The 14,146-nt window shown below is 53.9% G+C and carries 12 protein-coding genes; 7 read left to right on the forward strand and 5 right to left on the reverse strand.

The genetic code is table 11. The features are described 5' to 3' along the window. The 3 genes from EJP87_RS07795 to EJP87_RS07805 all read right to left on the reverse strand — a co-directional run. A partial coding sequence (locus EJP87_RS07795; RefSeq protein WP_227657524.1) for a cation:proton antiporter domain-containing protein occupies window positions 1–888 on the reverse strand: 888 nt, incomplete at its 3' end. A gap of 82 nt (window positions 889–970) precedes the next feature. Further along, window positions 971–1,387 carry a Crp/Fnr family transcriptional regulator gene (locus EJP87_RS07800; protein ID WP_130471302.1) on the reverse strand — a complete coding sequence of 139 codons (417 nt, stop codon included), beginning with the start codon at window positions 1,385–1,387 and terminating at the stop codon, window positions 971–973. A gap of 15 nt (window positions 1,388–1,402) precedes the next feature. Next, the gene (locus EJP87_RS07805) at window positions 1,403–2,734 is read right to left on the reverse strand and encodes an NAD(P)/FAD-dependent oxidoreductase (RefSeq protein ID WP_130471303.1); all 1,332 of its coding nucleotides are present in this window, start codon (window positions 2,732–2,734) and stop codon (window positions 1,403–1,405) included. Window positions 2,735–2,915: 181 nt separating this feature from the next. Here EJP87_RS07805 and EJP87_RS07810 point away from each other — a divergent pair, with 181 nt between their 5' ends. The 6 genes from EJP87_RS07810 (at window position 2,916) to EJP87_RS07835 (ending at window position 11,563) form a co-directional block, all read left to right on the forward strand. Beyond that, window positions 2,916–3,956, forward strand: a complete 1,041-nt coding sequence (locus EJP87_RS07810) for a VWA domain-containing protein (RefSeq protein ID WP_130471312.1) — start codon at window positions 2,916–2,918, stop codon at window positions 3,954–3,956. Then, the gene (locus EJP87_RS07815; protein ID WP_130471304.1) at window positions 3,947–5,752 is read left to right on the forward strand and encodes a VWA domain-containing protein; all 1,806 of its coding nucleotides are present in this window, start codon (window positions 3,947–3,949) and stop codon (window positions 5,750–5,752) included. Before EJP87_RS07810 ends, EJP87_RS07815 begins: the two co-directional genes overlap by 10 nt. Further along, window positions 5,746–7,506: a BatD family protein gene (locus EJP87_RS07820; protein ID WP_130471305.1), complete on the forward strand. Its 1,761-nt coding sequence runs from the start codon at window positions 5,746–5,748 to the stop codon at window positions 7,504–7,506. The genes EJP87_RS07815 and EJP87_RS07820 overlap by 7 nt, the downstream gene beginning before the upstream one ends. A gap of 249 nt (window positions 7,507–7,755) precedes the next feature. Next, window positions 7,756–9,060, forward strand: a complete 1,305-nt coding sequence (locus EJP87_RS07825) for a KAP family P-loop NTPase fold protein (RefSeq protein WP_193771230.1) — start codon at window positions 7,756–7,758, stop codon at window positions 9,058–9,060. Window positions 9,061–9,416: 356 nt separating this feature from the next. Next, window positions 9,417–10,853: a sensor histidine kinase gene (locus tag EJP87_RS07830; protein WP_130471307.1), complete on the forward strand. Its 1,437-nt coding sequence runs from the start codon at window positions 9,417–9,419 to the stop codon at window positions 10,851–10,853. Beyond that, window positions 10,850–11,563, forward strand: coding sequence for a response regulator transcription factor (locus EJP87_RS07835; protein WP_130471308.1), 714 nt, complete (start codon window positions 10,850–10,852; stop codon window positions 11,561–11,563). Before EJP87_RS07830 ends, EJP87_RS07835 begins: the two co-directional genes overlap by 4 nt. Before the next feature lie 32 nt (window positions 11,564–11,595). Here EJP87_RS07835 and EJP87_RS07840 read toward each other — a convergent pair whose 3' ends face one another. Together EJP87_RS07840 and EJP87_RS07845 are read right to left on the reverse strand one after the other, a co-directional pair. Next, window positions 11,596–13,641: a TonB-dependent receptor domain-containing protein gene (locus tag EJP87_RS07840; protein WP_130471309.1), complete on the reverse strand. Its 2,046-nt coding sequence runs from the start codon at window positions 13,639–13,641 to the stop codon at window positions 11,596–11,598. 18 nt (window positions 13,642–13,659) lie between these two features. Continuing rightward, on the reverse strand, window positions 13,660–13,938 hold the full coding sequence (locus EJP87_RS07845) for a hypothetical protein (RefSeq protein WP_130471310.1): 279 nt from the start codon (window positions 13,936–13,938) through the stop codon (window positions 13,660–13,662). Between EJP87_RS07845 and EJP87_RS07850 the strand changes: the two genes are divergently transcribed. Further along, on the forward strand, window positions 13,937–14,146 hold a 210-nt coding region (locus EJP87_RS07850; protein ID WP_130471311.1), incomplete at its 3' end, for a hypothetical protein. The genes EJP87_RS07845 and EJP87_RS07850 overlap by 2 nt on opposite strands.

Consider the following 14,146-nt stretch of genomic DNA (forward strand, 5'->3'; position numbering starts at 1 on the left):
CATGATGCCAAACACAAACACGGACATAAAGCCGCTGCCATGAACAGCCAATGCAATCATGAAGGAGCCAATGACGCCAGCCAGGACAGCGATGGGGGCAAAATCGTTCAAAACACCAAATTGTTTATGGGCGATCAAAAAGATGATGAGATAGCCAACGATACCTCCAGTCAAAATGCCGAGTAATGCTTCACGGACCAGATCAAAGAGAGCTTTTGAGAGCGAAAATTCACTGGTTCCCATGGCCACACCCAACAAAGCAAAGGTGATAATGGCTCCCATGGCATCATTGAATGCGGACTCGCTCATTACGGTTTGTGCAACACGATCCTTGATCGGTACCTGCCGAAAAACCGGCACCAAGGTTGCTGGATCGGTAGAGGCAATGGTGGCTCCCAACAAAAGAGCAACAATAAAAGGAACATGCAGGATATAATATGCGGCACCCGCTGTGATAATGGCAGTGATCAGGACACCGATGGTTGAAATAACGGTGATGGTGATCCAAACTTCGCTGAGAACTTTGAAACGCAGTGATGCCCCACCATCAAAAAGGATATAGGCGGCTCCCAGAGTCAAGATACCTTGGTTGATTGCTGAATCGGTTGGAATGGCCAGCAGACCGGCAATATCGACAAAAATGCGACCTGTAAGGCCGCTGTTGGTCCCATCTCCTACCAGAAAGCCGATGGTTTGTGGTCCAAGCACCATGCCAACCACCAGAAAAATGGCTACATCAGGAATTCCAGTTCTTCGTGCAAGGACAATTCCTGCCAAACCTATTGCCAACATGAATCCCAGAGCCCTGATTAAATGGTTGGCTATTTCGATTGCCGCCGATGCTTCCATAATGTTTTCACCCCCTACATGATTAAATGAAACCTCCATCACTTGTTGATGCAGATGATTCATCCAGACCCGAATTGGTTGAGAACGGATGCAGGATACTATTCCTGGATATAATGTGTGGTCAAGTTGTGACGTGGTTGTCACGACCGGTCAGATTTTGTTGCAACTGCACAATCTGTTCGATTAGACGATGCGAACGGTTGGCCATGCTGAGCAGAACACGCAGAGCGAGGGTAGGATCTTCTTGTATCCATTGCAAAAATCCACTTTTATCAATGGTCAGCAAACGGCTATCCACCACAGCACGAGCAGTCAAGATACGCGGCATGTCTCCAAAGAGTGAGGTTGTACCAAAAACTTCATTTTTTTCCAAAATCTCCAAGCTTAACCAGCAGGCATCCTTGTTTTCGTAGCTCATCTCTACCTGCCCTTCGAGAATGGCATAACAGCAATCGGCGGGATCTCCCTGGCGGAAAATAATCTCTCCGGCAGCATAGAGTTTGCCCAAGCCTTGCGCTACCGAGTTGCGAAACAGCATTACAACGACTCCTTTTTAGTGATGTGAGTTTCTCCCTGGACGCAATAGAGAGAGCAGATTCCAGAGAGTTTTCCATTGCAACAGTTCACCGGCAATGTGCATATAGGTGGCACTGCCGGTAAAGGTGTTCCAGAAAGCAGAGGAAAGAGGACAAGCGTTGCCCTCTGCCTGACAGCGTTCACGACGCAAAACAGCCATCATCGCTTGGCGAAGCAGAGGAAAAAAGCGAAACAGATTGTCGCAGGCAAACAGCAAATGGCCCAGGCGATTATCCCACAGCAGGGAACGGCAGACCGGCCAATAATGTTTCTTGAAATCGCTGGCCGCCACGCCATGGGCCAGAGCCGTATAGGCCAGCCGTTTGGCCATCCGATAGGCAGAGCCAATGCCATCTTTGTAGAGGCGGGAGACACTGGCATCACCGACCATGACAACCCGATCGCCGAAAGGATTGCTGGCTGGACCTACGACAATGCTGGGTTGACAGTGACAGGGTTGTACCGGAATCTCCCATCCTTGCGGCAGACATTTTTTTACTTCGGGAGCGGCAAAAAATTGCTCAATCACCTCTTGATCAATATGATCACCCAGAATGACCAGTGTGGCATAGTGTCCTTTGGGAGTGATGGCGGCAAATTTAAGGTGCGGAATGTTGAGCAAAAAAACGTGCATGGCATGGCCAAGATGTTGCTGCACCTGTTCGGCGCCATAGTAGAGTTCGGCAACATAGGCTCTGGTTGTTTGGGGGCGTTGGTAGGCAAAATCAAGCGCTTCAAAGAGTTGCAAACTCTTTTTTTGGTTGATGCCCACAGCGCCCACCAACAGATCATAGCGTTGTGGAGGTTGATTGGCACAACTGACCACCGGAAAACCCTGCTCGCGGCTGAGTTCCGTCACCGCATAGGGAAGATGGCGGGCCCCATTGGCAATGGCCATCTGCAAGAGAAATTGATCAAAGCTTTGCCAGGGTAGAGGCAGTTGGTGCTCAGAGCCTTTGGGACCAGCCCCACGAAAAATGGTGGCAATGCGCATCTCCTGGCGTGGCGCATCTATACGGGCAGATTCCTGATCGGTGTGGAGGATATAGGCATTGATGGTATCGATAACCACGGAATTGGGAAGCAGGATCCCTTCAGCGGCCAGCATCTGGATGAGAGATTCCGAGATCACACCACCGCACATGTTGCAACCAGTGGGTCCGGTGCAGTTGTACCGTTTTGGTTCATAAATGTCGATCGACAGTTGCAGACGCAGTTGGCGGGCCAAATCAAGCAAAAAAATGGCACTCAATGTTCCACCAGGACCGCCTCCTACAATGGCTACCGTCGACCCGTTAGCCAGTTTCACCTCTTGTTTTCCTTGTTGCAAGACCGGATAATTTCCTCTTCCATACAGTGAATTTTCTCTGATTGTGCTGCTCAGTGCAAGTCTGTTGACGATAATGGCAGAGAGGATTGACAAATGGATAAGTGAAGTCCATTTATTAATAAGCAGTTAGTTGTCTCATTTTTTTTGGATTGTTGAGGCGATGATCGATCTTGCCTGGCCTTGGGGCCTGCTCTTTTTGCCGTTGCCATGGATGGGACGTTGGTTGTTGCCTGCTGTTCCTCCCTCTGGCAAGGCGGCGCTGCATATTCCAGGTGCCGCACTCTGGCATTTTCCTGCCCGTACTGCACCTGCCGCGCACAGTCGCTCGCCATTGCTTTGGTTGCGGACGCTGGCTCTTTTGACCTGGATCTTGCTGGTACTGGCCGCTTGTCAACCGCAATGGTTGGGAGAAGCCTTGCCGGTTGCCAGCAGTGGCCGCGATTTGTTGTTGGCCGTCGATCTTTCCGGGAGCATGGAGACCCGTGATTTTATCCTGGAAAAACAGACCGTGGACCGTTTGACTGCGATCAAGCAGGTGGCCGGTGCCTTTATCGAACGACGACATGGCGACCGTGTGGGTTTGATTCTTTTTGGCAGCAATGCCTATCTGCAGGCCCCCTTTACCTTTGATCGGCGCACGGTACAAACCTTTCTGGCAGAGGCGGTGATCGGTTTGCCCGGCAAAGAGACGGCAATCGGTGATGCCATTGCCCTGGCGGTAAAAAAATCTACCGAGATACCTGCCTCTCCTGCTGCACCGGCTGCAAGCCCGGTCGTGCCTGCCCAGCGCCGGGTGCTGCTGCTGTTGACCGATGGCGCCAACAATGCCGGGCAGATTACCCCTCTGCAAGCAGCACAGTTGGCCGCTACTGCCGGTCTGCGCATCTATACCATCGGTATCGGTGCCGATGAGCTGCAAATACGTACCCTGTTTGGCACTCGAACGGTCAATCCCTCCGCCGATCTCGATGAAGAGGCGTTAACGGCCATCGCTACCCGTACCGGTGGACGCTATTTTCGGGCTCGTGACACCATAGCCTTGCAAGAGATCCATCAATTGCTGGATCAGTTGGAACCGGTGGTCCAAGAGGCGCAACGCTTTCGTCCCTTCATCCCACTTTTCCATTGGCCCTTGGCGGTTGCCCTGTTTTTGGGCGCTGGGCTCTGCACCTGGGAGGCATTGGCGCGACCATGGCGATGAGCTCCTTGCACTTTTTGCGGCCATGGTGGTTTTTGGCGCTGCTGCCGCTGCCCTGGCTGTTGTGGCGCTGGTGGCATCGCCATGCGGGGGCCACCGTATGGAACCAGGTGTGTGACCCGCATCTGCTGCCCTATCTGCTGGAGCAATCCACCTCCTCTACATCCCGTCGCCGGGTTTTTTTGTTGGCTCTGGTGGCTCTGCTTTTGATTGGCGCATTGGCTGGACCTGTCTGGCAAAAAGTTCCGCAACCTCTGCTGCACAATCGTTCGGCATTGGTGATCGTGTTGGATCTTTCCCGCTCCATGGAGGCAGCCGATTGGCAGCCCAGTCGTCTGGTGCGCGCCAAACAAAAGATAGTTGATCTGTTGCGGCAGCGGCAGGATGGGATAACAGCCCTGGTGGTCTTTGCCGGTGAGGGGTTTGTGGTGACCCCGCTGACGGAGGACAGTGCCACGATTATGCTGCAATTATCCGCTTTGCAACCACAACTGATGCCGGTGCAAGGGAGTCGCCCGGAGCGGGGTTTGCGCAAGGCTTTGCAGTTGCTGCAACAAAGTGGCATTCGTCACGGCCAAATGCTGTTGTTGACCGATGGCTGGGAGGGTGAGGAGAGTGTGGTGGCCGAGGTCGCCGAGAGCGGTCACCGTTTGGCGATTCTTGGCGTGGGTACGCCACAAGGGGCGCCAATTCCACTGCCAGAGGGTGGATTTCTCAAAGAGAGCAATGGCGAGATTGTTATTGCCAAACTGGCAGAGGAGCAGTTGCGGCGTTTGGCGCAAGCTGGTGGTGGCGACTATCAGCCATTGCGCAATGAGGATAGCGATTGGCAGAGCCTGTTGCAGCAGAGGGAAGATGTGCAGTCGCTGACCCGCACTGCCCATAATGCCGAGCAGTGGCGTGAAGAGGGGCCGTGGTTGGTTGTGGCGGCTTTGCCCTTACTGGCTTTGGCCTATCGACGGGGGGTGTTGTGGCTCTGGCTGTGGCTTTGTTTGTGGCCACACAGCAGCCAAGCAATGGAGTGGAGCGACTGGTGGCAGCGTCCCGATCAACAGGGGATGGCTCTCTGGCAGCAAAACAACCCTGCCGCTGCCGCAGAACGTTTCAGCGATTCTTTGTGGCGGGCTGCGGCTCTCTATCAGGCAGGTGAGAAGGAGAAGGCGCTGCAGCTTTGGCAGCAGGAGGGCTCGCCGCAGGCTTTGTATAATGCAGGCACTCTGTTGGCCGAACAGGGACGTTTGCCAGAGGCCGCCCAGTTGTTGCAGCAGGTGTTGCAGCGGCAGCCAGATCATGCCGATGCCCAACAGAATCTGCAGTGGGTGCAGAAGGCGCTGCGCGGACAAGAGGAACAAAAAAAAGGGGCAGGGCAGGAGGACAAGCAACAAAAAAACCAGGAGAGTGATGCTGCAAAGGGTCAGAAAGATGCGGCAGCAGAGAAGAGTGCGCAGCAGCAGGAGAGAGAAAAGAGTCAGCAACACTCTGCAAGCAGTGCGCTGCCTGAACAGGGTCAAAGCAGAGAAAAGCCGCCCGGCGAGCCAGATAAGGGTCAGAAAGAGGCCAGCAGAGCAGAAGAGGCAAAGGAGAAACAGCCGCCGGTACAATTGCTGGAGAGCAAAGAGGGCGAACAGGCTCTATCGCTGCGCGAAGCGGCCACACCGCCTACTGAAAATGAAAAAGCGGCGCAGTTTTGGCTGCGTCGTGTCCCGGATGATCCTGGTGGACTATTGCGCCGTAAATTTCTCTATCAATCGCAACGGGATACTCCCGGAGCGTTACAGGAGAAGATCAAGCCATGGTAAGAAATTTTTTCTTCCTGTTGTTGCTGATGTTGTTCAGTTTATCCGCTGTTGCACCGGCAGGCGCGGCAGTGCAGGTGCAGAGTGATCGGACGACACTGCTGGAACAGGAGTCGTTTCAGTTGCTGTTTACGACGACGCAACCTTTGTTGGCAACGCCCGATTTTCGTGTGTTGGAGAGGGATTTTACCATACTGGAGCAGCGGCAAGAGAGCCGCGTGCAGTCAAACAATGGGGAACGCTCTCTGCAAAAGCGCTGGGTGGTGACAGTGATGCCGCGTAAAAGTGGCAGTATCAGCGTGCCACCGATTCGTTTTGGCGAGCAATGGAGTCCAGAGTTGACCCTGCACATTCAAGCGGCCAGTGCGACTGCGGGTAAACGGGAGGGGCGAAAAGAGGGCGAAGATCTGTTTCTGGAGCTGCAGGTCACTCCAGACAAGGTGATGGTGCAGGGGCAGTTGTTGTATACGGTGCGTTTTTTTCGGGCCATTGAGATTGCTGGTGCAGCATTGAGTGAACCAGAGTTGTCTGGGGAGCAGGCGGTGGTGGAAAAGCTGGGTGAGGATCGCAGCTTTGAGAGCAACCGTGGGGGGCGTCGTTATCAGGTGGTCGAACGTCGTTATGCACTGTTTCCGCAAAAGAGTGGCCGTCTGCGCATTCCCCCTTTGCAACTGGATGTGCAGAGTGGTCGCCGAGGGGTTTTTCAGTTATTGGATGATGCGTTGCTTGGACGAGCAGGGGAGATCAAACGTCTCCATTCAGAGGCGGTGGAGGTAGAGGTCAGCGCACAACCGGCAGAGACGATGGCGGATCGTTATTGGTTGCCGGCCTATCGTTTGCAGTTGTTGGAAAAGTGGCAGGAGTCGCCGCCCCGTTTGCAGGTTGGGGAGTCGGTGACTCGGACTCTGACCCTTCTTGCTGATGGTTTGCCGTCGGCGCAGTTGCCAGAGCTGACACCGTTGTTGCTGAATGGGCCTGGCGGGGAGATGAAGATCTATCCTGATCAGCCGCAGCTTACCGATCAACGCCAGGCCACCGGCATCATCGGCATGCGTCAAGAAAAGTTTGCTTTGTTGCCGAACAAGGCTGGGCAAATCGTTTTGCCGGCCATTGAGATTGCCTGGTGGAATGTAGAAAAGCAGAGCCGCGAGATTGCCCGTCTGCCAGAGCGTGTTTTAATGGTGGCACCAGCCGCACAGAGGCAGAGTGACAGCGTGGTGGTTTCAGACAAAGCTGCCCAGCCAACGGTGTCAGTGCCTGCGGCGCTTGTGGCCGATAAGAGTTCTGAGCGAGCGAGCGCGGCGGGAGAGCTTTTTGCGTACTGGTTGGTGCCTGTTTTGGCAACAGGGTGGGGGTTGACCTTGTTGTTATGGGGTTGGAGTTCTTGGCGTAGACGCCATCGCGTGTCGACGCCCTCTTCTGTCGGCTCAGAGTTGCCGAAGCAGAACCATCATGCAGCGTTGCGCCGGGCCTGTTTGGACAATGCGCCGCAAGAGTGTCGGCGCATTTTGCTTTTCTGGGCGCAAGAGCGTTGGCCGCAGCAGCGTTTGGCCCATTTGAACGATCTGCAGCACTATTGGCAGCGCATGGGATGGCAGGAGTTGTTGGTGGCGCTGCATGAGCTGCATCGCTGCTGTTTTGCGACCCAGGAGCAGGTTTGGCAGGGGGAGAGGTTTTGGCAGCAACTGCAGGATGTGCTGCCGCAACAGTCGTTGCTCCAACAGGAAAAGCTGCCGCCCTTATATCCCCTGCAATAGCCGCAGCGGGTAAAGGGTGGAGGCCAGAGCTGCACAGTTTTGCATGTGGCAACGGTGAGAAAATGTGCCAATGCGCTTGCCCTGGTTGGAATATTTTATTTGCTTTAAGAGTTGACGCTGTGTTAAAGTGAAAATTATTACATTAGATTGATAATATTGCAAAGGAGTATTGCAATGAAGGTGGTTGATGAATCCATTCTTGAGTCAGGATCCCAATGGTTGCAAAAAGATGGGTTGGGACATGAGGAGATGGCAAAACGGATTTTGCAAATGGCTGTCGAACTTCCTTGTGGCTCCGTCATTGCCATAGAAGGAGGTTGGGGGCGAGGCAAGACAGATTTACTGGCCCGGATAGCGAGCAAAACCTACCAGTCACAAGAATTGCGTTTTTCATTTCATGGGGACAGGATTCATCCACGAGCGCTCTGGCTTAATCCTTGGCAATATACTCATCCCGATTTGTTGACGCCCTTAATGCATAAGCTCCATAAGCGTTTGCCCCCTGCCGACACCGAAGAGTCTATTGAGAATAAAAAGCGCTCTCTGAAAGCCTTGGCAGGTTTGGCTGCCGCCGGGGTGGGGATTGGTTTGAAAGGGTTGAGCAATCTTTATGGTATGGGGGCATATTATGAGAAAGTGGCAGAGTTGGTGGTGGGGGCCCTGAAAAATACGGGCGATACCCTGGTGGATAACCGTTTTACCGAGGAGATCAAGAAGGAGATTTTTTTGCAAGATCCCATGGAGAAGATGGCCGCCAATTTTAACACGCTGGTGCGAGAGGTGTTGGGAGGGGAGGGAGCGCGTCTGCTGATTTGTGTAGATGATTTGGATCGCTGTTTGCCTGCCCGGCAAGTGGCTTTATTGGAAGCTTTTCATTTTTTAACCGCTACAGAGGCCCCGGTAGTCTTTATCATCGCCATCGATCCGGCGCTGGCAGAAAAATCTGTCAAGACCCACTATGATGTACAATATTTTGATCCCAGAACCTATTTGGATAAGATATTTTCTTTTCGTTTGTCTTTGCCTTCTCTCAGTGATGACTCTATCAAAATGATGGTTGCAGACTGGTTGAATAGATTGAGACAAAATGAGATTCACTATGTGTTAGAGTGGTCTGGTGAAACAAGCAGTGAACATATCGTAAATTTATTTCCTGATGTATTGACAACAACAAGCCTGAGAAATCCTCGGCTTGTGGATAAATTACTGACGCGGGTACGTTATTTGTGGGCAATTCATGAAGATTCAGGCAAAAAAATTGAGAAGGGTGATTTGGCGCTGATAGTGAGATGGATGGCTATTGGCGAGCGTTGGCCAGAAATAAGGCTCAGTCTGCAGGAGAGTGGTCATATGATCAGTAGAATTAATTCTATTATCAGCTATTATAAGTACGGTAGTCCCAACAACTTGTCTGATGTGCGTGAAAGTGCTAGAATGAAGGCATTACCATCTCCATCTGAACGGCCAGAAATGGAATCAATTTGCATTGATGATGTTGATCGAGGAAAACACTATCCCCGAATTGATAAAATGTTGCTCAATGCAGGTTTATGAGTGCTTAGTTATTATTGTATTCTGCAATGTCCGACAGCAGTCACTCTGGGTGCACTATTAAACAGATGGCCAACTGTTCCAGACTCTCCTCATCTTCAAGCAAGCGCTTGCGCTTTGTGGCTCCCATTTCCATAAGCTTGCGTTTCTGTAAAACGTCGCCACTTGCTGGACTTTGTCCCTCACCTGCCAGGAGGGCATAATCCCCTCCTGTACCTCCATAATCATTTTTTGTTTTTTTTGATGCGCTTGTCTGCTTTTGCAGTTGATTTATTGCCCTTGCAGAGGGCATCATGCACACGGCTTATGGGGCACGGGATGATGGTTGACTCCCGCAAATCTCAAGATCCTGCTGCCACATGGATCGATTCACTATGGATGCACTCCACTCTCAGCTTGATCTGAACACGGCGATATTCTTTCTGATGACCGTCACGGCCATGGATGGACTTATCGCGCTTTTGGTCTGGAACGGCCATCGCAATATCCAGGGATTGGCGACGACTGCTGGCGGTTTTTTGGCTTTCGGGGTGGCAGTCTGGATGCTGCCAGCGCAATCCATCCCCTTGGTCACATTGCGTAATACCCTGTTCAACGCATCGCAGGCCATGGCCGCCGAAGGGATGGCCCAGTTGTTGAATAAACCCAGATTGCGCTGGCTGCCCTGGGTGGTGATCCTGTTCAGCATCATCTTCTGGCCGGTGGCGCAATTATACATTCCAGCCCATGAAAGCGTGCAGGTCAGAACCATCGTCTCTTCGCTGTTGAGCATTCTGCTCATCGGGCGGATGCTCTGGTTGATGCTGCTCGAACAGAACCAGACCCGTCTGTTGCACTATGTGACCCTCATCAACCAGGCTTTGATGTTGCTCACGGTGCTGAAACGACTCTCCCAGGCGGCAGTCGTGCCGTGGAGCGGTGCCGATTTTTATTCAACCGAACAGGCATGGTTCTATTTTTTGCTCTGTATCGAAAGCAACTTTATGTTTGTCTGTCTGCTGATCATGGTCGGCGAAAAGCTGTCATGGCAGTTGCGCAAGCGTAATGATGATCTTTCTTTGGAGGTGCAGTGGCGTATTCGTCTGCAAACCGAGGTCTCAGCAGCCCTGGATGAACAGTTGCGCAACCGTGATGAGCGGCGTCGTTTTATGCACGTGCTGGGTCATGAGATCGGCACACCGCTGGCGGTGATCGATCGCTCGGCGGAGTTGATCCAAAATATGCCGGAGAGCGCGCAAAAACGGATCGGCACCATTCGTTCGGCAGTACGGCGGCTCTCCCGCTTGAGCCAGGATCTGCTGATTGCCGAACGCTACTGCATGGATGATCCCCAAAAACAGGAGTTGGATGCCCAACTTTTGGTGCGTGAGGCGATAGATCTGGTGGAGGCCAGCGGCGCGGTCAAAGAGTTGCAACTGCAAGCAATCGATCATCCGATCCGACTCTATGGCGACCGCGAGATGATCTTGCTGGCCTTGACCAATGTGCTCAACAATGCGATCAAGTTTTCGCTCCAAGAGATACTACCCATTCTGATTACTCTGCAAGACGATGCCGAATGGGTGACGATTCGGGTGGAGGATTCCGGCATCGGTTTTCTGGATGCCGAGTTGCCCTCGGCCAGACAGCAATATTTTCGCGGTTCCAACGCCACCACGATCCCCGGCAGTGGTTTGGGATTGTATATCGTCGATCAGATTGTCAATAATCATGGTGGTCGCATTGAGATAGGCAACAGAGAAAATGGCGGGGCTGTGGTCACTTTGCAGTTGCCGAGCGGGAGAGGGAAGAGATGAGCAACGAAGTGTGCATTCTGGTGGTTGAAGATGAACAATCGCTGCGCGCTGATCTGGAGGATTATCTGACTGCCAAAGGTTATCAGGTCTACGGAGCCTCTTCGCTGCAGGAGGCCCGGCAGCAACTGCTCAACAACCGTTTGGATGCGGTGATTCTGGATCTTGGCTTGCCGGATGGCGATGGTTTTCAACTGCTGCCGCAGATTCGCAGCCAACTTCCGGGCTGTGGTACGGTAATTTTGACCGCTTATGGTGAGCCGGATTCGCGCATCCGGGCTCTTGAGGAGGGGGCCGATGCCTATCTGGTCAAGCGTGCCACATTGCGCGAGATTGAGGCGACCTTGCGCAGCGTTCTGCGCCGCCTGCCGCAGATTGCGGCCGAGCTTCCTGTGGGGGGCAACTGTTGGATTCTGGACAAGGTCAACTGGACCCTGTCGTCGCCCAACGGTTTGAGTGCGGCGCTGACCAGTACCGAAATGAGCTTTTTGTCGGCTCTGGAGGAGAGTCGTGGCGCTCCTTGCACCAGGGAGGAGCTGGTGCGTCTGCTGCTGCGGCGGGTCAATAGCGATGAGCAACGCAATCTGGATGCGGTGGTGCGCCGTCTGCGCCGCAAAATCAGCCTGGAGACCGGCATGGATCTGCCGGTGAAGGTGGTCTATGGAGTGGGCTATGCCTTTCCGGCGCCGCTGCGCTGCCTCACCGGTGCTTGAGAGGTGCTGTTTTGTCCCTACTGCCAGCGCCGTCAGAAGCTGGCACAGAACTGCAGATGCAGGGTGCGTCCGGGTGCTGGCAGTGAGCGGGTGGTGGCGGTTTGTGGCGCTTCGGGAAGCGCTTCCCGGTAGAGGCGATTGGTCACATTGGCCAGACCAGCAGAGAGCGCCAACTGCTTGCTGATTTGATAACCGCCATACAGATCCAGAGTGGCAAAGCCTGCCATCGCTCCCCCCCAGTCGGGGCCATTGCTGCCATGATTGCGCGTATCGACAGCACGCCGCTCATTGACCAGTCGCAGACGCAGGCCGCTGTTCCAGGGCTCTTCTTCGCCATAGGCATCGACAAACAGGTTGAGCTCCAACGGCGGCACCTGGTACAGAGGAGTCCCCTCCGTCACATTTTTTCCGCTCTGTCCCAGCAGATGCAGTCGGGTGGATAGGCCAGGGCGGATATTGCCCAACAGCTCCGCCTGCAGCCCCAGCAGGTTGGCCTGCAGGTTGCGTTGCACAAAGCCTTCATCGTTGCGCAAAATGCCTGTTTGCCCGTGCGCCCGTTCAATGGCAATAAAATCCTTGATATGATCGACAAAGCCGGAGAGACGCAATTCAAGGCTGCCAGCCTTGCCGCCCCGACCATAGCGCACAAAATTATCGCCCTTGAAGCGCCCACCGGCTTCGAGGCGATGGTGTTTTTCCGCCTTCAGGTGCGGATTGCCCACCTGTACCAGCTCTGCCACCCCGGAGTTGGCCATATAGAGCTCCACCAGTTCGGGCATGCGTACTGCGCGGCGTCCATCCAGAAACCATAACTGTTGGCTATCGGGCTGATATTCCAGACGCAGACGGCCACTGGGCTCCAGCAGCGACCGATTCAGCTCTCTGCTGCCATAATAGCGTTGATAGAGCTCTCTGGGAGTAAAATTGTAGAAAGCTCCGGCGGCTCCAGGAGCATTGGGTCGTTGATCGGCACGCTCCAGATCACTCTGTTGCAGATCCAGGCGCAACCCCCCTTCAAGCTTGTGGGCATTCTGTTGCCACCTGCTTCCCGCTTCGACCGCCATTTTTTGGCTCTGGGCATCAGGCATGCGGATGGCGGTGATGCGGTTGGGACCATATTCATGGCCATAGCGGGTGGAGTCATAGTGATCCACACTGCCTGCAAAGGTGAGCCATCCCCCCTCACGACGGGAAAAACGGGCGCTTGCCTGCCAGGATCCGGCATCCCCTTCCACAGCAATGCGTTGGGCAATCGGTTCACGCAAGGATTCATTGTCGGCCAGCAAGGTCATCTGATACCACCCCCCTTGCAGATCCAAACGGTCAAAATAGCCCTCCAGGGGCAGGGAGCTGGCGGTCAGAGAAAGCAATTGACGTTGCAACTGCGGGGCATCCAGATTGTATTGCGGCACCTTGCTGTCGGAAAAGAGGTCGCGAACGGCATAGAGAGTCAAGCGGGAGCCATTGTTGCTGCCTTTTTGCGCCAGCAGATATTCGGCCTCGCGGCGCAAGCCGCTGTTGATGGCTTGGCCATCGGCTGCGTTATAGCTCTGCTGCCGTTCGTGGCGAAAGGCTGCAATGAGACGGCTATCGGCGGACCACTGCTGCCCCACTCTTGCAGCCAGAACCTCGGTAGCGGCCAGCCCAGAGTGGCCGGAGATTGCCAACGGTGCGGAAAGGTTGTTGAGTGCCTCGCCAATGGGATTCCAGGGTGTGGCTGCCGGATGGCTGTAGGTGATGGTGCCTGCTGCAGTCAGCACCTTGTCGAGCGGAATCAGCTCTGGAAAATCCTGGGAGCCGTGTCGTGTCAAGCGTTGCGGGATAACGAAGGAGAGGTCGTCAGCAACTGCCGGCAGGGCTGCCAAGAGATGTGCTGCGCCAGTCAGTAGCGCCCAGGCAAGTGCTCTCCGGTTGTCGGCATGGGCTGCTGCAGGAGCTGAAGAATGGGGGCTGTTGCGTGGTTGGTAATCTTGGCCGCCTCTGTGGAACGTGGCGCTGCTTGACTGTTTATACCCTGTGCGCTGCATTTTATTCACCCCATTCGCCGCCTGCCGGAAAAGAGCCAACTTTCCGGCCATTCGGCTTCATCCCCCCTGTCAACGCACTCCATTGCCTCCTTTGGCATCCTCTGCATTTCTGCCTGCCAACCACCAAACCACTATGCCTGCAACAGGTATAATTCTGCCAGTCATTGTTTGAAAGGGTACAAATTGGTTTGATTTGATCCAATTAATATACCTTTTGTGCACGAACATACGCACAATTTGTCTGATTTTATCTATATTGTTTGGCTGTTGGTGCAGCAAGCCGGTTGCTACAATTCTGTTATGAGCAGATGGTGTTTTCTTCAAAACAGGAAGAGTAAAGGCAACCATGATGAGTAGAGATCCGGTACATGGCAAGAGAGGCTCCAGGCAATTGACCGCTCCCCTGATAGTGGCTTTGGAGCCGCGTTGGATGTTTGATGGTGCAGCAGTTGTCGATGCCCTGCATGCGTCAGCCGATAGCGCCAGCAACCATGCTTCATCGGCCGCAGAGGGGGAGGCAGCCAGCTCCGGCCACAGCAGTTTGCCAAACGCGCCG

The sequence above is a fragment of the Candidatus Magnetaquicoccus inordinatus genome (assembly GCF_004217665.1).
Taxonomy (GTDB): Bacteria; Pseudomonadota; Magnetococcia; order Magnetococcales; family Magnetaquicoccaceae; genus Magnetaquicoccus; species Magnetaquicoccus inordinatus.